The organism is Duganella lactea, from assembly GCF_009857505.1.
Taxonomy (GTDB): Bacteria; Pseudomonadota; Gammaproteobacteria; order Burkholderiales; family Burkholderiaceae_D; genus Rugamonas; species Rugamonas lactea.
Genome location: NZ_WWCP01000007.1, coordinates 128,835 through 148,712 on the forward strand (window position 1 = coordinate 128,835; position 19,878 = coordinate 148,712).

17 protein-coding genes are annotated in these 19,878 nt (G+C 66.5%); 4 read left to right on the plus strand and 13 right to left on the minus strand.

What is annotated here, in order from left to right:
• The first annotated feature begins 48 nt into the window (after window positions 1–48).
• Window positions 49–1,311, plus strand: a complete 1,263-nt coding sequence (gene lplT / locus GTP44_RS08930; protein ID WP_160988599.1) for a lysophospholipid transporter LplT — start codon at window positions 49–51, stop codon at window positions 1,309–1,311.
• A gap of 3 nt (window positions 1,312–1,314) precedes the next feature.
• Here the strand turns inward: lplT and GTP44_RS08935 are convergent, their stop codons facing one another.
• From GTP44_RS08935 to tsaB, 4 genes are read right to left on the minus strand one after another with little or no spacing between them, the layout of a single operon-like run.
• Window positions 1,315–2,259, minus strand: a complete 945-nt coding sequence (locus GTP44_RS08935; RefSeq protein WP_161019155.1) for a DUF1853 family protein — start codon at window positions 2,257–2,259, stop codon at window positions 1,315–1,317.
• The gene (locus GTP44_RS08940; RefSeq protein WP_229256845.1) at window positions 2,252–3,121 is read right to left on the minus strand and encodes a uracil-DNA glycosylase; all 870 of its coding nucleotides are present in this window, start codon (window positions 3,119–3,121) and stop codon (window positions 2,252–2,254) included. The genes GTP44_RS08935 and GTP44_RS08940 overlap by 8 nt, the downstream gene beginning before the upstream one ends.
• 38 nt (window positions 3,122–3,159) lie before the next feature.
• Window positions 3,160–3,633 (minus strand): ribosomal protein S18-alanine N-acetyltransferase, encoded by a 474-nt coding sequence (gene rimI, locus GTP44_RS08945; RefSeq protein WP_161019157.1) that lies wholly within the window; start codon window positions 3,631–3,633, stop codon window positions 3,160–3,162.
• Complete coding sequence (tsaB, locus tag GTP44_RS08950; RefSeq protein ID WP_161019158.1) at window positions 3,630–4,322, minus strand: tRNA (adenosine(37)-N6)-threonylcarbamoyltransferase complex dimerization subunit type 1 TsaB; 693 nt, start codon at window positions 4,320–4,322, stop codon at window positions 3,630–3,632. Before tsaB ends, rimI begins: the two co-directional genes overlap by 4 nt.
• Before the next feature lie 93 nt (window positions 4,323–4,415).
• Between tsaB and GTP44_RS08955 the strand changes: the two genes are divergently transcribed.
• Entirely contained in the window at window positions 4,416–4,841 is a 426-nt protein-coding gene (locus tag GTP44_RS08955) for a thioredoxin family protein (protein WP_160988594.1), read from the plus strand.
• Window positions 4,842–4,884: 43 nt separating this feature from the next.
• Here the strand turns inward: GTP44_RS08955 and GTP44_RS08960 are convergent, their stop codons facing one another.
• The 4 genes from GTP44_RS08960 to GTP44_RS08975 form a co-directional block, all read right to left on the minus strand.
• Window positions 4,885–6,150 carry an EAL and HDOD domain-containing protein gene (locus GTP44_RS08960; protein ID WP_371867186.1) on the minus strand — a complete coding sequence of 422 codons (1,266 nt, stop codon included), beginning with the start codon at window positions 6,148–6,150 and terminating at the stop codon, window positions 4,885–4,887.
• A 48-nt stretch (window positions 6,151–6,198) separates the two neighbouring features.
• Window positions 6,199–7,158: a 23S rRNA (adenine(2030)-N(6))-methyltransferase RlmJ gene (locus GTP44_RS08965; protein ID WP_160992900.1), complete on the minus strand. Its 960-nt coding sequence runs from the start codon at window positions 7,156–7,158 to the stop codon at window positions 6,199–6,201.
• 135 nt (window positions 7,159–7,293) lie between these two features.
• Entirely contained in the window at window positions 7,294–7,788 is a 495-nt protein-coding gene (rraA, locus tag GTP44_RS08970; protein WP_160992909.1) for a ribonuclease E activity regulator RraA, read from the minus strand.
• Between the two features lie 38 nt (window positions 7,789–7,826).
• On the minus strand, window positions 7,827–9,050 hold the full coding sequence (locus GTP44_RS08975) for an MFS transporter (protein WP_161019159.1): 1,224 nt from the start codon (window positions 9,048–9,050) through the stop codon (window positions 7,827–7,829).
• A 90-nt stretch (window positions 9,051–9,140) separates the two neighbouring features.
• Between GTP44_RS08975 and GTP44_RS08980 the strand changes: the two genes are divergently transcribed.
• Both GTP44_RS08980 and GTP44_RS08985 read left to right on the plus strand, forming a co-directional pair.
• Window positions 9,141–9,935 carry an AraC family transcriptional regulator gene (locus GTP44_RS08980; RefSeq protein WP_160992902.1) on the plus strand — a complete coding sequence of 265 codons (795 nt, stop codon included), beginning with the start codon at window positions 9,141–9,143 and terminating at the stop codon, window positions 9,933–9,935.
• 69 nt (window positions 9,936–10,004) lie between these two features.
• Window positions 10,005–10,958, plus strand: a complete 954-nt coding sequence (locus GTP44_RS08985) for a GGDEF domain-containing protein (RefSeq protein ID WP_371867183.1) — start codon at window positions 10,005–10,007, stop codon at window positions 10,956–10,958.
• 47 nt (window positions 10,959–11,005) lie between these two features.
• Here the strand turns inward: GTP44_RS08985 and clpB are convergent, their stop codons facing one another.
• The 5 genes from clpB to GTP44_RS09010 form a co-directional block, all read right to left on the minus strand.
• Window positions 11,006–13,594, minus strand: a complete 2,589-nt coding sequence (gene clpB, locus GTP44_RS08990) for an ATP-dependent chaperone ClpB (RefSeq protein ID WP_161019161.1) — start codon at window positions 13,592–13,594, stop codon at window positions 11,006–11,008.
• Window positions 13,595–13,656: 62 nt separating this feature from the next.
• Window positions 13,657–14,115: a molybdopterin synthase catalytic subunit MoaE gene (gene moaE / locus GTP44_RS08995; protein ID WP_161019162.1), complete on the minus strand. Its 459-nt coding sequence runs from the start codon at window positions 14,113–14,115 to the stop codon at window positions 13,657–13,659.
• Window positions 14,112–16,556: a DUF349 domain-containing protein gene (locus GTP44_RS09000; protein ID WP_161019163.1), complete on the minus strand. Its 2,445-nt coding sequence runs from the start codon at window positions 16,554–16,556 to the stop codon at window positions 14,112–14,114. Before GTP44_RS09000 ends, moaE begins: the two co-directional genes overlap by 4 nt.
• Window positions 16,557–16,635: 79 nt before the next feature.
• Window positions 16,636–17,343: a hemerythrin domain-containing protein gene (locus GTP44_RS09005; RefSeq protein ID WP_161019164.1), complete on the minus strand. Its 708-nt coding sequence runs from the start codon at window positions 17,341–17,343 to the stop codon at window positions 16,636–16,638.
• Between the two features lie 129 nt (window positions 17,344–17,472).
• A complete protein-coding gene (locus tag GTP44_RS09010; protein ID WP_161019165.1) occupies window positions 17,473–19,878 on the minus strand; it encodes a bifunctional acetate--CoA ligase family protein/GNAT family N-acetyltransferase in 2,406 nt (801 codons plus the stop codon).

Sequence of the window (19,878 nt, forward strand, 5' to 3'; positions counted from 1 at the left end):
AAAGCGTGGTATAAAGCAAGCCAGATAAGTTTTCCAGGCTATCCCAGAATGAATCGTGGTTTCTACACCATCATGGCGGCGCAGTTTTTTTCGTCCCTCGCGGACATCTCGCTGCTGTTTGTCGCGATCGACCTCCTGACAACGATGAACTCGCCAGGGTGGCTCACTCCCCTCCTCAAGCTGTCCTTTATCCTGTTTTATGTGCTGTTGGCGCCCTTTGTCGGCGCGTTCGCCGATTCGATGCCCAAGGGCAAGGTCATGTTCATCTCCAACCTGATCAAGGTTGTTGGTTGTCTGCTGATTTTCGCCCACGTTCACCCGCTGATTGCCTACGCCGTGGTCGGTTTTGGCGCGGCCGTGTATTCGCCGGCCAAGTACGGCATCCTCACCGAATTGCTGCCGGCGGAAAAACTGGTGGCGGCCAACGGTTGGGTCGAGGGCCTGACCGTGATCTCGATTATTCTCGGCACCGTGCTGGGCGGCGCGCTGGTCGGCGACCGCATCTCGGCCATGCTGCTGAGCATCGATGTGCCGATGATCGATACCGGCATCAACAGTCCGGTGCAGGCGGCGCTGTGCGTGGTGGTCGGCATCTACGCGGTGGCGGCGCTGTTCAACACGCGCATTCCGGACACCGGCTGCGTCTACGGTCATCAGGAAACCAATCCGGCAAAGCTGATCAGCGAATTCGCCAACTGCAACAGCATGCTGTGGAAAGACAAGCTGGGCCAGATTTCGCTGGGTGTGACCACGCTGTTCTGGGGTGCGGCGCAGACGCTGCAATTCATCGTGCTGGAATGGGCCAGCCGCGCGCTGCACCTAAGCTATGAAAAGTCGACCAGCCTGGTGGGCGTGGTGGCGATCGGCGTGGCGGTGGGCGCGATTATTTCGGCGCGCTTCATCACCTTGCGCAAGTCGATGAGCGTGATTCCGGTTGGCATCGCCATGGGTGTGGTGGTGATGAGCGTGGTCCTGATTAACTCGGTGACGCTGGCCTATCCGATGCTGATCCTGGTCGGCCTGATGGGCGGCTTCTTCCTGGTGCCGATGAACGCGCTGCTGCAACACCGCGGCCACGTACTGATGAGCGCGGGCCATTCGATCGCGGTGCAAAACTTCAACGAGAACCTGTCGATCCTGACCATGTTGGCGGTGTACTCGCTGATGCTGCGCGCCCATCTGAATCTGAACCTGATTATTCTGGCGTTCGGCTTGTTCCTGGCGGGCACCATGCTGTACATCCTGCGCCGGCACATGGCCAACCAGCGCGAGTTCGATTCGGTTGCGCTGATCGGCGAAGCCAAGCACTAAGACTTAAACCGGCAGCGCCCCGTCCAGGCGGCGCTGCGCGGCCTGCGCGCGCCAGCCGTCGGGCACGATAAAGCCGCGCCGCTCCTCCACCAGCCACGCCCCTTGCCGCCGCAATGCGGCGATCATCACCGGCGCGGTGTGCGCCGACAATTCCGCCAGCAGTTCAGCAAGCGGCATGCTGGCATTCGCATCGTCTGCCAGCTTGAGCGGCGCCAGCCATTGCAAGCGTGGCATGATGCCGTACTGCTGATCCGGCAAGCTTCGCGCCTGTGTCTGCGTCATCCAGAAGCCGTGACAGTGCTGCGGCGAGATGCCGGGCATCGGCTGCGCGCCGTCCGGGTAAAACAGCCAGCCCTTGACCAGCGCCTGGGCGCGGACGATCGGCAACGACACCAACGCCTGCGCGGCCGGGTGTTGCGACAGCGACAGTTGCTTGTCGAAGATCTTGCGCATTTTGACGCCCAGCGTGTCGGCCAGGTTGGGGCCGATCAGGCCGTTGAAACCATCGGCATTGTCCAGCAGGTAGAACTTGGTGGCGAACTCGATGTGGACCAGATGGTCTGCCTCGTGCAGCAGGAAGTCGAATTCGCCGATGGTGTCGGTGCGGTCGGCGCGCACTTGCAGGCCGTGCGCGTACAGTTGACCGTGTTCGGCGAAGTGGAAGGCCATCAGCTTCTCGGCGTACAGACCGAGGCGGGAGTAGTGCTTGTCGCCGAGGGCGGCCAGCAGCGGCGTCTGATCGCGCTCCAGCGCGGCCAGCCAGTCGGCGGTGGCGCTCGTCACCGCGCCCAGCGAGGCGATGCGGCCTTGCCAGTGCGGCGCTTGCGGGTCCAGCAAATCGGGCGCGTCCAGCAGCCACGCCAGTGCACGCACATGCGGATGGTTCAGGCGCGGCCAGCGGCCTTCAAACAAGGTTTGACAGGTGGCGGCGGGCGGCCGCTCAGGCATGGCTGGCTTTCGCCAGACACAAATCGCCCCAGGCCTTGGGCTTGTCTTCCGGCTTGCGCAGCAAGTCGTCCGGATGATAGGTCGCCACCACGGACAGCTGGTTGTAGCGCATGACCTTGCCGCGCGAGGCCGGGCCCATCATCAAACCACGGGCGGCGAACTGGCCAAAGGTGATCGCCATGGTGGCGCCGGTCAGCGCCAGTTCGCGATCCAGGAACGGACGGCAGGCGATGACTTCCTCGGCGCTGGGATGGCGTTCCGGCGGCCGGCACTTGACCACGTTGGTCACGTAGACGTCGGACTCCGGCTTCAGCTCGATGGCCTTGAGCATGTTGTCCAGCAATTGGCCGGCCTCGCCACTAACCGCTTGCGGGGCCTGCTCGTCGGCTGGCGACGGTGTGCCGGCGATGGCGATCCAGGTCGCGTGCTCGGCGCCACGGCCGTTGACGGCGGCGTGGCGCGTCTCGCACAGCATGCAGCGGGTGCAGGACGACACGGCGGCTTGCAAGGCGGGCCAATCCATTTGCGCGATGGCCTCGTCGCTGAGCGGCGCGGACGCCGGCTCAGCTGGCGCTGGCACGGGAGTGGCCGGGCGCACAGGCGCCGGCACGGGCGCATCATCGAACCAAGCGGTGTCCTCACCGGCAGGCGCGGGCGACGGCGAAGCCGGGCGCGGCGCGATGGCTGGAGGGAGCTCGCCTGGTGGTTCAACTGCTGGCGGTGGCGCGACAACGGACGGCGCGGCCAGCGCTGGGGCGACCGGGTCCGACGGGACCTCGGCCGGCGCGAGCGACTTCGCCGCCACTGGCACATCAACCGTTCCGGGAGCATCGCGCAACGTCCACTGTACGCCGATCCCCATCTCCTGCAAAAACACCGTGTTCCGTGCCGACGACTGACTCATAGCTCAAACCGCATAACGACTGCGTCCTCGCGTTGCTGGTTGGCCGCCGGATAGTAACCCTTGCGCCGGCCGATCTGTTTAAACCCATAGCGCGCATAAATATCCAGCGCGCGCGTATTCGACGGCCGCACCTCCAGCAACACCGACGTCATGCCCAAGCCGCGCGCGCAGGCCACCGACTGGTTCAGCAGCAAGCGGCCGAGGCCCTGCCGCTGCTTCTCCGCCGACACCGCCACGTTCAGCAAATGCGCCTCATCGACCGCCGCCATCAGCAGAAAATAGCCGAGCAGCGAACCATCACCGTCACGCAGCACCCAAGCCTGATAGCCGCTATTGAGCGAATCGACAAAATTGGCCATGCGCCACGGATGTGGATAGACGCTCTGCTCCAGCGCGAACACCTGATCCAGATCGGCGGCCTGCATCGGCTCATAATTGAGCCGGGCCAGATCCCACACCGGTGCCGTCATGCGCCGCCTTCCTTGGACGCGGCCATGTCGCGGCGCTCGGCCTGCGTGTAGGCCACCTTATTGCGCAGATACAAAGGCTGCGCCTCGGCCGCCGTCACCGTGCGGCCGGCGGCGAAGGCGACCGCCGCCAATTGCGCGATCTGCTCCGCATGCGGCATCACCTCGGCAAAACCGCCGGCCGGGAACGCCTCCGCATACGCCGAAAGACCGTTGCCGCACATCACCGGCGCACCTTGCGGCCGCACGTCCGCCGGGGCCGACAACGCCGGCGGCGACACCGCCACCGGCGCGCCGTTATCAAACCGATACTGCGCCCAGTAGACCTCGCCCATGCGCGCATCCAGCACCACCAGCACCGCCTCGGCGCCGTGCCGCTGATGGCAGGCCAGCGCCATCGCATCGAGCGTCACCACCGGCACGGCCGGCAGCTTGGCGCCGAAAGCCAGGCCCTGGGCCACGCCGCAGGCGGTGCGCACGCCGGTGAACGAGCCCGGGCCGGCGCCAAACGCCACCGCATCGCAATCGGCCAGCGCGATGCCGGCCTCGGCCAGCAGCGCCTGAATCATCGGCAACACGGCCTGGGAATGGGTACGGACGCCGCTGGAGAGGCGGCTCAAGACGGCATCGCCCCGCAGCAGCGCGCAGGAAGCGGTTTCGGACGAGGTTTCAATGGCAAGAATAATAGGCATCCCATATTTTAACCCGCCGCGCCCACAGGCGCGACCCCGCGCGGAGAGGTAGAATACGCGCTTTGACGCTGAGCGCGCTATTTAACCTGATCTATGGCTAGTCTGACCCTGAATTCCGCCAACCGTGCAGAAGTGGCCGCCGCGCTGGCCGGCGACCGCTGGCTGGTGGCCTGCCTGTGCGCCGCCTGGTGCGGCACCTGCGGCGGCTACCGCGCCACCTTCGACGAGTTGGCGGCGCGCCACCCGGACAAAGTGTTCGTCTGGATCGACATCGAAGACCAGGCCGACGTGGTGGGCGACCTGGACGTGGAAAACTTCCCGACATTGCTAATCCAGCACCACGAACTGGTGGCTTTCTTCGGCACCATGCTGCCGGACGCCGGCGTGGCGCACCGCTTGGTGCAATCGACCGCCGCGCAGAGCGACGACGAGCTACGCGAACGCATCACCAACAACGCCGAGCGCGCCGCCTGGCAGCGCGACTGCAATCTGCAAACGCTGCTGCGCGCCGCAGCGTAACCCCCGGTGTCAAAACCCCGGTGTCAGGTCTGACACCGGGGTTTTAGATGTTGCGGGTGTAGTCGGTGACCCACTCGATGGCGGCCAGCTGGATGTTGTACAGCTCTGCCGGGCGCAGTTGTAGCTGGTGCAGCATCTGCGCCAGCACTTCGCCGTCGCGGCCGCGCTCGATGTGTTCGATCAGGCTGAGCATGCTGCCGTAGTCGCCGGCGCGGTGCAGCAACGCGGCACGCACGTCGTCCAGCACGTTGACACTCTCCAGCACGTCGCGCATGTGGATCGACAGCAAGGTGTCCATCAGCGACATCACGCCGACCGTGAAGCCGATGTCGGCGCTGACCCGCTGCCCCGGCCGGCGGTACTCGACCATCAGTTCGATCGTCTTGCCGCGCGTGGTGGCCAGTTGCAGCAGCGGCGAGGTGAATTCGCGCGTGTCGCCATTGTTCACGTACAGCAGGATCTGCAGCCAGCGGCGCAGCTGGCGCCGCCCCAGCACCATCAGCGCGTGGCCGATGGAGTTGATGCGCTGCCGCGCGCCGACCACCGGCGTGTTCACCAGCCGCAGCAAGTTCAGCGAGATCAGCGCGTCGTGCTTGACGCTGCTTTCGATTTCCTGGCTGCTGGCGTCACGGTCCAGCAAGTCCAGCAGATGCAGCACACTCATCTGCGATGGCGCGATTTTTTTGCCGCTCAGGATCACCGGCCGCGCAAAATAATAGCCCTGGAAGTATTCAAACCCGAGGTCCATGCACTGCTGGAATTCCTCGACCGTCTCGACCTTTTCCGCCAGCAGCTTCTGTCCGGGGTTCTTCAGCACCCGCGCCAGCGCCGGCAACGTGCCCGGCCGCATTTCCTTGATGTCGACCTTGACCACGTCGCACAGCGGCATGAATTGCCGCACATCGTCCGACTGGCCGATCACGTCGTCGAGCGCGAACTTGAAACCGACCGCCTTCAGCTCGCGTATCCGCGCCAGCACCTCCGGCGTGGCCTGGACCGTTTCGAGAATTTCGAGGATGACTTTGTCGTGCGGCAGAAAGCGGATGAAGTCGCTCATCAGCCCCACCGCGTCGACGTTGACGAAGGCCATCTGGTCGCCTACCACCTGCGCCATGCCCAGCTCGGCGGCGTGGGCGATGACGGTGGCGGTCGCTTCGGTGTCGTCGGTGACGTGGGCGCCGTTGTAGGCGCCGGCGTCGCGGAACAGCAGTTCGTAGGCCACCAGCCGCTGTCCCCGATTCAGGATGGGCTGGCGCGCGAGGAAGAAATGGTCAGCCAGGCTGGCCGATGCCGGTGACGAGGCTAACATCATGGGGCGCTCCCCTGGTCGATCTGCTTGCCACCAGCCTATACCGAATCACGGGCGCTTGCCTATGTTTTTCTGACGAATCGGCGGGCGGCGCTCGGCACTGTTGCGCGTACCCGTCGTCTGCGTGCCGGTCTCCAGCGTAAAGCGCGCGCCGGCGTCCTCGCCCAGCGCTTTCACCAGCCACGGCATGACCTGTTTCAGCATCGGCTCCAGCGTGTACGGCGGGTTCAGGATGAACATGCCGCTGCTGTGCAGGCCGCCGATCCCGTCGGGCATCGGCTGCTTGATGGTCAGCACCACGTTGAGCCACTGCGCGGCCGGCAACTGCTTGAGCTTGTCCGCGAACTGGCGCGATTCCATGCGCTGCAGCAGCGGATACCAGACGGCGTAGGTGCCGCTGGGGAAGCGGCCCAGCGATTCGGCCAGCGCGTCCTTGGTCTTCTTGTAATCCAGCTTGTCCTCGTAGGGCGGATCGATCAGCACCAGCGCACGGCGCGATGGCGGCGGCAGCAGCGCCTTCAGCGACGCGAAACCGTCGCTGCGGGTGACCAGCACGCGCTTGCCGCGCACGGTCGGGCGGATGCCTTGCGCCGCCGCGTGATCGTCCAGCTTGCGGAAATTGTCGGCCAGCAGTTTGGCGTCGGCCGGGTGCATTTCGAACAGGCGCAGGCGGTCATGCTCGCGCGCCACCCGCTCGGCGATGTACGGCGAACCGGGATAGAAGCGCATCTTGCCGCTCGGGTTCATCGCGCGGATCAGGTCGACATATTCCTGGATCGCCGGCGGCAGGTCGTCCAGCGTCCACAGGCGGCCGATGCCGGTGTCGTACTCGGCGTTCTTGGACGCGAACGCGCTGTCGAGTTCGTAGACGCCGGCGCCCGAGTGCGTATCGATATAGGTGTACGCCACCTCTTTCTGATTCAGATACTGCAGCAACTGGATGGTGATGAAGTGCTTGAGCACGTCGGCGTGGTTACCCGCGTGAAAAGCGTGGCGGTAAGAGAACATAAGCTGGCGATCCTGAATGATTCAATCCGACATTATCCCTCAGAACGCCCGCGCCACCAAAAAAGCGCGCGCATCCTTTGGATCAACGTGTGGGCCGATGCGCTGGCGAAGATGGAACTGCCGCGTCGGCTCGGCTTACCCCAGCTTGTGCCGCGCCACCACGATCCCATCCGCATCGGCGTACAGCCAGTCGCCCGGATGGACCGGCACGCCGGCGATCTGCACGCGCAGATCGCGCGCGCCCACGCCCTGCTTGGCAGGCTTGCGCGGATGGGTGCCCAGGGCGCGCACGCCGATGTCGAGCGCGTTGATTTCGTCGGTGTCGCGGATACAACCGTCGACAACGATGCCGGCCCAGCCATTGTCACGCACCAGCAAGCCCAACTGCCCGCCGACCAGCGCGCACCGCAGACTGCCGCCGCCATCGACCACCAGCACATGGCCGTCGCCCGGCGTTTCCAGCGTGGCGCGCACCAGCGCATTGTCTTCATGCACCTTCAGCGTGACCACGCGGCCGGCAAAGCACAGGCGCTGGCCGTAGTGGCGAAATACCGGCGGCAACACGGCCAGCCGACCGTCATCGAGCAGGTTGGCGTGGTCGTCGCATAAGTCGGCGGTGGCAAAACGCATCATCATCCTCGGGCATGGCGGTGGGCAATCACCGCATACTACGCGGTTTTGGCGGGCGCCGTCACGCGGGTGCTGCCGCCCACGCCGACCGCCGTCAGGATCACCAGCGCCTGGAAGATGCCGATGAACACAAACACGGCGGACGGACGATTGGCGTCCATCAGCGCGCCGAACAGCAGCGGACCGAGCGCCAGGCCGCTGTCCAGGCCGGAATACACGACGCCGAACACGCGGCCGGTGGCGTTGGCCGGCGCCGCCGCGCGAATCATCAGGTCGCGCGACGGGCCGGAAATGCCGGTCACCAGGCCAATCAGTCCCATCAGCACCACCGCCATCCAGGCCGGCAGCACGGCCGCCGCCAGCACCAGCGACAGCAGCGCCGCCGCGCCAAAGGCGAGCATGATGATGCGGTCATGGTTGCGGCTGCCCGCGCCGAGGAAGCCGCCATACGCCATGCCGGCCGCCGAGGCGAACATGAAGCAGGTATAGGCCGAGGTGGCCGTGCCCAGCGACATGCCGTACAGGCTGACCAGGCTGGTGGCGGCAAAGGTCTGGATGCCGGCCAGCGCCACCGCCGAAATCAGGAAGAAGGCAAAGCACAGCCACACCACTTTCAGTTTGAGGAAGCCGAAAGCGCTCACGTCCGCCACCGCCGTGGCGCCGGCCGCCGGTATCACGGCCGGCTCGGGACGCAGCACGTGACGATTCCAGACCAGCAGCGCCAGCACGGCCAGCGGCAACCAGGCGGCACACAGCAGCGCGGTGCGCCAGTCGGTGCGCGCCGCCACAAAGGTCAGGAATAGCGGCGACAGCGCCCAGCCGATATTGCCGGCGATGCCGTGCACCGAAAAACCGTGCGCCAGCCGCGCCTTGGACACGCGCTGGTTCAGCAAGGTGTAGTCGGCCGGATGGAACACGCTGTTGCCGCAGCCGGCCAGGAACGCACCCAGCATCAGCTGCGCGTAGCTGTGCGCGCTCGACAGCATCACCGCCGACAGCCCCAGCAGCGCGATGCCGCTGAACAGCACGGTCCGCGCGCCCAGGCGGTCGACGACGAAGCCGGCCATCGCCTGCCCCACGCCGGAGACCACGAAAAACACCGTCATCAGCAGGCCCAGCTCGGAATAGCTGAGACCGAATTCCGGCTTCAGCCACGGAATCAGCGCCGCCAGGATCACGTGATAAAAATGCGAGGTGCCGTGCGCCAGCCCGACCAGCGCGATCACGCGGGCATCCTGGCGCCACAGGGTTGAGTCATGCATGCTGCTTTCTCCTTGGTTGATGGCTCAAGTGTAAGCAATTTGCGACCGTCTGATTTAAGATAGCAAGACAACATTTATCGCATTTCCGCCATGCCGATTCCCATCCTTAACGACACCAGCTTCCACTGGCGCCGTGACCAGCCCAGTCCACAACGTCCGATCACCATGGCCGGCCGCGACCTGCGCGCCACCGCCATGTTGCCGCCGCACAGCCACGACTGGGGCCAGTTCACCTACGCGCTGCAAGGCGTGATGCGGGTCGACGCCAACCACAGCAGCTGGATCGTGCCATCACAACGGGCGATCTGGATTCCACCCGGCGTGGTGCACGCGGTGACGGTGCTGGAAAACACCCATCTGCGGCCGATGTCGGTGCACCCCAGCCGCGCGCCCTTCGCCGGTCCGGAATGCAAGGTGATGGAACTGTCCGGCCTGCTGCGCGAGTTGCTGGCCGCCATGGAGCAGCACGACCGCGATGAGCAGTCGCCGCGCGAGCACCTGCTGATGGAAATGATTCTGGATGAAATCCCGCGCTGCGCGGTGCGCCCGGTGCGGGTGCCGCTGCCCGCCGACAAGCGGCTGAAGGCGCTGTGCGACGCCCTGATCGCCGCGCCCGGCGCGGAACTGACGCTGGCCGGCTGGGCGGCACAGGTCGGCGCGTCCGAACGCACCCTCGCCCGCCTGTTCGAGCGCGAACTGGGCATGGGCTTCGTCCAATGGCGCCAGCAAGTGCGGCTGGCGCACGCGGCGCCGCTGATCGCGCGCGGCGTGCCACTGTCACAGGTCGCGGCCGAGCTGGGCTATACGAGCCAGTCCGCCTTCTCAGCCATGTGCAAGAAAACCTTCGGCTGCTCACCCACAACATTTTTCGGATTGCAACATTAATGACCGTTAGTCAAGTTTTCAGAAACGCTGCCGTTAATGCCAATGTGGACGAAAAAGTACGGTGCTGCAGTGAAAACTTATCAATTAGAACAACGATATCGGGTGGCGGACCCGGCCCTCTTCTCGCCCCAGCAGATCACCGCGCTGCTGGGGGCGCTGCCGGACCCCGCCTTCATTCTGACCCGCAGCGGCCGCTATGCGGCGCTGTTCGGTGGCGCGGACACGCGCTATTACCACGACGGCAGCGAGCTGGTCGGCAAGTCACTGGGCGATGTGCTGCAACCGGAGATGGTCGCCTGGTTCGAGGCGCAAATCGCGCTCGCGCTGGCCTCGCCGGGCTTGCATGTGGTGGAGTATCCGCTGGCGGCGAATGACGTCAAGGGCGTCAGCGGCGCCGGCCCGGTCGAGACGATCTGGTTCGAGGGCCGCGTGCAGCGGCTGCAATACGCGGTGCTGGGCGAGGACGCGGTGCTGTGGGTGGCCAGCAATATCAACGCCAGCAAGAAGCTGGAAACGCAGTTGCGCAAGCAGAGCGAGACCGACGCGCTGAGCGGCCTGCCCAACCGCCGCAAGCTGATGCGCAAGCTGACCGAGCACTTCGAGCTGTTCCTCCGCTACCAGACGCCGGCCTCGGTGCTGGTCTTCGATATCGACCATTTCAAGAGCCTCAACGACCGGCATGGCCATCTGGCCGGTGACAAGGCCATCGCGACGACGGCGGCGGTGTGCCGGCAGGCGTTGCGCGGCGCCGATTTTCCGGCACGGCTCGGCGGAGATGAGTTTGTGGTGCTGATGCCGCATACCACCCGCGCTCAGGCGCTGCCGATCGCCGAACGCTTGCGCCAGCACATGGTGGAACAGACCGGCACCACCATCAGCGGCGGCCTGAGCGAGATGTGGCCGGGTGACTGCTCCTATGAGGAAGTGCTGAAGCGGGCGGACGATGCGCTGTACCGCGCCAAGCGCGATGGCCGCAACCGCATCGCCGCCGAGCGTCGTTCCGGCGCACGCCGGAACCCATAGAACGCCAGCTCAGCATGGGTTCCGGCGTACGCCGGAACGACCAGCGCTTAGCTGAAGGTCAGCTCGCCGTCGCGCGTATCGACCTGGATCGTATCCTTCGGCCCGAACTTCCCTTGCAGGATCAGCTTGGACAGCGGATTTTCGATCTGCTGCTGTATCGCCCGCTTCAGCGGCCGCGCGCCATACACCGGATCGTAGCCGGCCTCGGCGATCTTGTGCAGCGCCGCGTCGGTCACCGTCAGCGTCATCTCCATCTTCGCCAGACGCCGCGCCAGAATCGCCAGCTGGATGCGGGCGATGGCGCCGATGTTCTTCTCGTCAAGGCCGTGGAACACCACGATCTCGTCGATCCGGTTGATGAACTCCGGACGGAAATGCGACCGCACCTCGGCCATCACCGACAGCTTGACCACGCCCGGGTCGGCATCCTCCATCGCCTGAATCTTGTGCGAGCCCAGATTCGAGGTCATGATGATGACGGTGTTCTTGAAGTCCACCGTGCGGCCCTGACCGTCGGTCATGCGGCCATCGTCGAGCGCCTGCAGCAGCACGTTGAACACGTCCGGATGCGCCTTCTCGACCTCATCGAGCAGAATCACGCTGTAGGGCTTGCGGCGCACGGCCTCGGTCAGGTAGCCGCCCTCGTCGTAGCCCACATAGCCGGGCGGCGCGCCGATCAGACGGGCCACCGAGTGCTTCTCCATGAACTCGCTCATGTCGATGCGGATCAGCGATTCCTCCGTATCGAACAGGAAGCCCGCCAGCGCCTTGGTCAGCTCGGTCTTGCCGACCCCGGTCGGGCCGAGGAACATGAACGAGCCATACGGACGGTTCGGATCGGCCAGCCCGGCGCGCGAACGGCGGATGGCGTCGGCCACGGCGGCAATCGCCTCATCCTGGCCCACCACGCGCTCATGCAGCTTTTCCTCGATGTGCAGCAGCTTGTCGCGTTCGCCCTGCATCATGCGCGACACCGGAATCCCGGTCGCGCGCGACACCACCTCGGCGATCTCCTCCGCGCCCACTTCGGTGCGCAGCAGCTTCGGCTTGGACGCATCGGCCGCCCCGCCAGCGGCGACGGCCTTCTCGGCCTGCTTCAGCTGCGCCTCCAGCTCCGGCAGACGGCCGTACTGCAACTCGGACACGCGCTGCCAGTTGCTTTCGCGCGTGGCCTGCTCCATCTGCTGCTTGATGCGGTCGATCTCTTCCTTGATGTGCGTGCTGCCCTGCACCACCGCTTTCTCGGCCTTCAGAATTTCCTCGTAGTCGTTCAGCTCGCGCGTCAGGCGCACGATTTCCTCGTCGATCAGTTCCAGGCGCTTGCGCGAGCCCTCGTCCTTCTCCTTCTTGACGGCTTCCTTCTCGATCTTCAGCTGAATCAGGCGGCGTTCCAGCTTGTCCATGACCTCCGGCTTGGAATCGATCTCGATCTTGATCTTGGCCGCCGCCTCGTCGATCAGGTCGATCGCCTTGTCGGGCAGGAAGCGGTCGGTGATGTAGCGGTGCGACAGCTCCGCCGCCGCGATGATCGCCGCGTCCGAAATCGCCACCTGGTGGTGCAGCTCGTACTTGTCCTGCAAGCCGCGCAGGATGGCGATGGTGGCCTCGACGCTCGGCTCGTCGACCAGAATCTTCTGAAAGCGGCGCTCCAGCGCGGCGTCCTTCTCGATGTATTTGCGGTACTCGTCGAGCGTGGTCGCGCCGACGCAATGCAGCTCGCCGCGCGCCAAGGCCGGCTTCAGCATATTGCCGGCGTCCATCGCGCCATCGGCCTTGCCGGCGCCGACCATGGTGTGCATCTCGTCGATGAAGACGATGGTCTGGCCCTCGTCCATGGCCAGCTCTTTCAGCACGGCTTTCAGGCGTTCCTCGAACTCGCCGCGGTATTTGGCGCCGGCGATCAGCGCGGCCATATCCAGCGCCAGCACGCGCTTGCCCTTGAGCGAATCCGGCACCTCGTTGTTGACGATGCGCTGCGCCAGGCCTTCGACGATGGCGGTTTTACCCACGCCCGGTTCGCCGATCAGCACCGGATTGTTCTTGGAACGGCGTTGCAGCACCTGGATGGCGCGGCGGATTTCATCGTCGCGGCCGATCACCGGGTCGAGCTTGCCCTGACGGGCGCGTTCGGTCAGGTCGAGCGTGTATTTTTTCAGCGCCTCGCGCTGGCCTTCGGCGTCGGCGTTGTCCACCTTGGCGCCGCCGCGCACGGCGTCGATCGCCGCCGCCAGCGACTTGCGGGTCAGGCCGTTTTCGCGCGCCAGCGTGCCGGCGTCCGACTTGTCCTCGGTCAGCGCCAACAGCACCATTTCACTGGAAATGAACTGGTCGACGCGTTTCTGGGCTTCCTTGTCGGCCAGGTTCAGCACGGCGACCAGGTCACGGCTGGCCTGCACATTGCCGCCGGCGCCGGACACCTTGGGCAGGCGCTCCAGCGCGGCCGTCAGCGCCTTGCTCAGGCCGCCGACGTTGACGCCGGCCCGCTGCAGCAACGAGCGGGCGCTGCCGTCGTCCTGGTTCAGCAGCGCCGTCAGCAGGTGGACCGGCTCGATGTATTGATTGTCACTGCCCACGGCCAGACTCTGCGAGTCCGACAAGGCTTCCTGCAGTTTGGTGGTGAGTTTGTCTTGACGCATGGTGATGCTCCGATATATTTAACTATCGCTAACATAGGGGCCACCCATAACATTTCAAGGAGTCACTGCCACTTATTCAACGCCTGATCGTCGCTGACGCGCGCGTCCACCCAGCGCGCGCCGGCCGGCGTCTGCTCCTTTTTCCAGAATGGCGCTGCGGTCTTCAGATAGTCGATGATGAACTCGCTCGCGGCGAAGGCCTCGCCGCGGTGCGCCGAGGTCACGGCCACCAGCACGATCTGGTCCCTCGGCCGCAGCGGGCCGACGCGGTGGATCACCAGCGCGCCGAAGATCGGCCAGCGCTGTTTTGCATGATCGACAATATCGCTGATCGACTGCTCGGTCATGCCCGGATAATGCTCCAGCTCCATCGCCGACACGGCGGCGCCCTCGTTCAGGTCGCGCACCGTGCCGACGAAGCTGACCACCCCGCCGACCTGGGGATGGTCGGCGCGCAGCCGGGCGATCTCCGTGCTCAGGTCGAAATCGTCGGTCTGGATGCGGACTTCGGACAGGCTCATGTGCGCTCCGCCGCGCCGATGCGCCGGAACAGCTGCTCGATGCGGCTGGCGGCGCGGGCGTCGGCCAGGGCCGGCATCGCGCACAGCTGCAGATAGGCGGCACTGGCCGACTGCGGCTTCTGGCCGGATTTCAGCGACGATTGCAGCACTTCCACCTGCATCTTCAGACGCTCGCGGGCGAACTCGGCGCCGCTGTCGACGCCGGCGACGATTTCCAGACGCAGGATTTCATCCAGCAACCGGGCGCGGTTGCGCTCCAGTTGTGCCGCGTACTCGCGGCGCTGGCCGTCCACCGCCGCCAGCGCGGCATGGAAACGGCCTTGCAGCGCGCGCTCGTAATCATTACCCAGCGACGGCAGCTCGGCCCAGCGGGCTTGCCAGCCGGCCACGTCGATGGCGGCGTCGGTGACCAGTTCGGTTTCCAGCGCCTGCGTCAGGCGCAGCTTGTCGCGCAGCGCGTTGGCCTGGGCGGCACCGGCGCGGCGCTTGATCGCCTCGGCTTGGGCCTGTACCTTGCCGGTGGCGTTGTGGTAGCGCTGGCTGATGCGCGCCTCGGCCGCGCGCGGCACCGTGCCGCTGGCGTTCCAGGCGGTGGCGGCGTCCTTCAGCGCCTTGGCGATGGCGGCCAGCTGGGCCTTGTCATCACCGCTGAAGGTGGCTTCCTCCAGTTGCTGGCAGATCGCCTCGCGCGCGTGCAGATGGGCCTTGCGCTCGTGGTCGGCGGCGTGGGCGCTTTCCTTGCGCTTGGCAAAGATGGCGTCGCAGGCGGCGCGGAAGCGCTGCCACAGCGCCTGTTCGGTCTTGCGCTCCAGTGGCAGCGCCTTGGCCTGCTCCTGCCAGCGTTCCTGCAGACGGCGCAGCTGGTCCAGCGTGTGACGCTCGGCCGGGTCCAGCGCCTCGGCTTCGACGATCAGTTCCTCGCGCTTGGCGGCCTCCAGCTTGCGCTGCTCGGAAAGCGGCGACAGCATGTGCGCCAGCACCTTGTCGAAGGTGTGGTCGAGCTTGCGTTTCTCCTTGCGGTCGATGGTGCCCAGACGGCCCCACATCTGGCGCAGGCGCTGACCGGCGGCGGCGACGTTTTTCAGGTCCGCGCCGCCGGCCGCGACCGTTTCGGCCAAGGCTTGCGTTTCGGCGATCAGCGCGTGCGCCTTGGCGGCGTTGGCGTGACGCTCGTCGGCCAGTTGCTTGAAGTGGGCGGCGGCCGGCGCGTAGGCCGTGGTGCAGGCGGCGTCGAAGCGCTCCCACAGCGATTTCGGCGCGTGGCCGGAGACGGCGTCCAGCGCCTTCCAGCGGTCGCGCATGCTGCCGACCTTCTTGGCCAGCTCGCTCATCGCCAGTTTCTGGCCGGGCAATTCCTCCACCGCCTTGACCAGCTCCTCGCGCGAGACGTTGCCGCCCCAGCGCGCCCAGTCACCCAGGCGCTTGAGTTCGGCGCGGACGTGGTTCAGATGGTCGGTCTGGGCCGGGCTCAGGCGGGTTTTGTGTTCGCGCAGCCATTTGTCGTGCTCGGCGGCGGTGTGCAGCTGGCCTTGCTCCAGCGCGGCTTCCAGCGCATCCATGATTTCCAGGAATTTCTTGTCGGTTTCCTTGGACGCCGGTTTCGGCTGTTTGGCGGGCTTGACCGGAGCGGCCCCGGCGGCGGGCGCGGCCGCGGTGACGGCGGCAACGGGCGTTGGCGCCGGGGCCGGGGCCGGCTCGGCCAACACGGCCTGTTTCTGCGGCGCGGTCAGCGCGGCGCGCGTCTGTTCCAGCACGGCGGCAAAGTCGCTCAGCAGGTGGCGCGGCAAGGCATGGTGTTCCGGCGCCTGCTGATACGCCGCCTGGTCGGCGGCGTGGCGCTCCAGCGCCAGCAGCGCCGCGTCCGCCGGCAAGCCGGCTTGCGGCAGCTTGCGCACCGCCGCCATGGCGTCGATGATGGTGCGTTGCAGCTTAACCTGCGCTTCCAGCCGTGCCGCCAACGCGGCGCGGGCGGCGGCGTAGTCGGCGGCCAAGGTTGGCACATCGGCCACCACCTGCCACTGGCGGTCCAGCTCGGCCACCTGGTTCGGCGTCAGCTTCTCGTCCGCCAACAGCCGTTGCGCCTGCTCCAGGCAGGCCTGGGCTTTTTGTTGCTCGGCCTGCTGATAGCGGATCGCGTCCAGCCGCCCCTGCATCAGCTTGGCGACGCGGCGGTCGGTGTTGCGCACGGCGGCGAGCACCTGCTCCAGCGCCGGGCGCGACGTCACATGCTCGGCGGCGCTCAGGCGCACACCGGCGAATTCGCTTTCCAGAATGAGGGCCACCGCGGCCGCTTCGTTGCCGTCCAGCGTGGCGGCGCGCCGGGTCTGCTCATCGCGACGGCTGGCGGTGGCGGCGCTGGCCGCGACCTGCTCCGGCGACGCGGCCGGGGCGGTGGGAACGGCCGAGGTTTCGGTCGCACGCTTAAAGAGGAAATCAAACATGGTGCGCTATGGTGATGGCTAAAACCACCATCATAGCAAAGCGGGCGACATTTGCCCCGCTAGCGCGATACGAGGGTGGTTATTTCATAATTGCATCATCGCGCGACGCTGGTCGCGCGGGCTTCGGCACCGGCCGCGTCAGCACCTCGTCCCGCCCGGCGAGCGGCAGCGCCTGCAGGCCGGGGATGGTGATCTGGGCGTCGTCGACCGCATCGCCCGGCAAGGCGCGCCGGCGCGCCGCCACCTGGGCCGCCTCCGCCGGCGGCAGGCCGGAGCGTTTCATTTCATGCAGGTGCTTGTCGTGCATCATCAGCTGGTTGGCGATGGAGAACCAGGTTTCGCCGGCGATCGCATTGCGCGCCAACACAAACAGTTCGCGCTCCTCTTTTTCCAGCCGCTTCAACAGCGCCGCACAGAACGTGTCGATGCTGTCGCACACCTCGCTGACCTGCTCGTCGCGAACATCGGCCAGCGCGCCCAGCTTGTCCTGCAGCAGGCGGATCGAGGTCAGCGCGGCCTGGTTCAGGCGGCTGAGTTCATCGAGCAGATGGTCGGCGCGTTCGGTGGCGTCGCGCAGCGCCGGGATCAGGTACATCTCGGTCTTGCGCCAATGGCAGGCCTGGTACAGGGTGTTCAGGCTTTCGCAGGCATATTCCAGCTGCGACAGGGTCATGCGGTTCTGCTGCATGAGCGTGGTGCGCACATACTTTTGGAACGATAGCAAACTGAGTCGAACGCTGGCTTGTTCGACGGACAGCGCGACCAGCGTGTATGTGGCGGTTAACATTCTGACGGACTCCCAGTGCTGGTATGGTGGAAGTAAAAGTGTAAAGTTTCCCGACAGCGGCGCTTTGCGCTAGCACAAACCCGCCCCGCGCTTTGCAGTACCCAATATATCTCAAGCCCGCCACGAATGCTATCGCAACGGCAATTGCAAACGCACCATGCCCGCCTCGGGATGCGGCAGCACCACACCGCCGAAGTGCCGTATCATTTTTTGCACGCCGGTGTTCTCGGACAGCGCGTCGCCGACGATCTCGCGCGTGCCCCTGGCGCGGAAATAATCCACCAGCTTCTGGAACAGAATGTAGCCCAGCCCCTTGCCTTTCAAGTCGGAACGCACGATGACGGCGAACTCGGCCGATTGATTGTCCGGGTCCAGCACCGCCCGCACCACGCCCAGCGTTTCGGCCTCGCCGCGGGCGTTGGGCCGGGTGGCGATGAAGGCCATGGCGCGGTCGTAATCGATTTGCGTCAGCCGCGCCAGCTGCGCCGGCGGCAGCTCGCGCATCGCCGAAAAGAAGCGCAGGCGGATGTCGTCCGGCGCCAGCGCGGCGAAAAATTGCTGATGCTGCGGGGCGTCCTCCGGCCGGATCGGCCGCAGCAGGATCTGGCCGCCGTTCCAGTCGAGCCGCTCCTCCAGTTCCTGCGGATACGGACGGATGGCCAGCTCGGCGCGCCGGCCGCGCGCCTTGGCCAGATGCAGCCGCGCGCCCAGCGCCACCACGCCGCCGCCGATGGCCAGCAGCGGATTAAGGTCCAGCTCGCTTAATTCCGGCAGATCGGCCACCATGTCGGCCACCTGCACCAGCGTGTGGATCAGCGCGTCGGCATCGGCCTCGGTCTGGCCTTGCGCCAGCAGCCGCGAGACACGCGTGCGGCTGACCATGTCGCGTGCCAGCGTCATGTTCAACGGCGGCAGGCCGGCGGCGCGGTCGGCCGCCACGTCGGCGGCGATGCCCCCCTGGCCGAAGAACACCACCGGCCCGAACACCGGATCGTGGCTGATCTGGATGCGCGCCGCCGCCAGCGTGGCGCCAGCCAGCGCGGCCTGCTGCGGCGTCGCCAGCGCGATGCCGTAGGCCGCCATCAGCGCGCGCGCGTCGGCGTCGGACAGCGCGCTGCGGCCGTCGTGCAGCGCCGCCTGCACCAGCTGGCGCGCCGTCGCGCGGCCGCCGGCGCTGGTGGTCGGCACACCGACCGGCACCTCCATCAGCAAGGCCTGATTGCGCCGGTACTGGGCGATCTGCAGGAAGCCGTGAATGGCCTTTTCCGGCGTGTCGTAGGTCGGCAAGCCGGCGTCGGCGAACACCCGGCGCGCCTGCGCCACCGAGTCACCGCCCAACCAGCACGACAGCACACTCTTGCCGGCCGCCCGCATCAACGGCGCCACCGCCTCGGCGATCCGGTGGCTCGGCAGCATGGCGGTGGGCGCGTGCAGGAACAGCAGCGCGTCGGCCTGCGGCTCCCGCAGCAAGGCCTGCACGGCGCTGGTGTAGCGCTCGACCTGCGCATCGGCCAGCAGCACCACCGGATTGTCGTGCGGCGCGCCGGCCTGCGTCAGCAGCTTTTGCGTCGCCGGCGACAGCGCCGCCAGTTGCGCGCCGCTGCCGGCCAGCGCGTCGCTGGCGATCAGCCGCAGGCCGCCGCCGTTGGTCAGCACCGCCAGCCGTTCGCCCCGCTGCGGCCGCTGACGCGCCAGCGTTTCGACGGCGTCGAACAGGTCGTCGGTGGAGTTCACGCGCAGCATGCCGGCGCGGCGGATGGCGGCGTCGAATACCAGATCGGCGCCGGGGGCGGCGTCGCGCCCCATTTTCAGCACGATGACCGGCTTGCCGCGCGCCGCCAGCCGTCCGGCCGACATGAATTTGCGCGCGCTGCTCACGTGCTCGATGCACAGCAGGATGGCTTCGGTTTCGCTATCGGCCGCCAGGTAGTCCAGCAAGTCGCCGAAATCGACATCGACGCCATCGCCCATGGCGACGAAGCGCGAGAAGCCGATGCCGCGCTGGCCGGCCCAGTCCAGCACCGCCGTCGCCAGCGCCGCCGATTGCGATACGAAAGCCAGCTTGCCTTTCTTAGCCGCCATCTGCGTGAAGCTGGCGTCCAGCCCCAGCGCCGGCGATTGCAGGCCGGCGCTGCCGGCGCCGAGCACGCGCAGCAGATACGGCCGCGCCGCTTCCAGCATCGGCTGGCGCAGGCCCCGGCCACCGTGGTGGCCCGGATCAGCCGTCATGACGATGGCGGCCTTGCCGCCGGCCTGCCCCAGCTCATGGATCAGGCCCGGCACCGTGGCCGGCGGCGTGCAGATGATGGCCAGGTCCGGCGCGCCCGGCAGCGCGCTGACGCGGCCAGCCGTCGCCAGTCCCTGCAATCGCTGGTGCTTGGGGTTGACCGGCCACACCATGCCGCCGTTGCGGGCAAAGTCGCCGGCCAGCAAATTGACCAGCACCCGCGTCCCGATGCGCTGCGGATTGTCCGAGGCGCCGATGACGGCGACCGAGCGGGGTTGGAACAGGCGGTCGAGATTGCGGATGCTCAT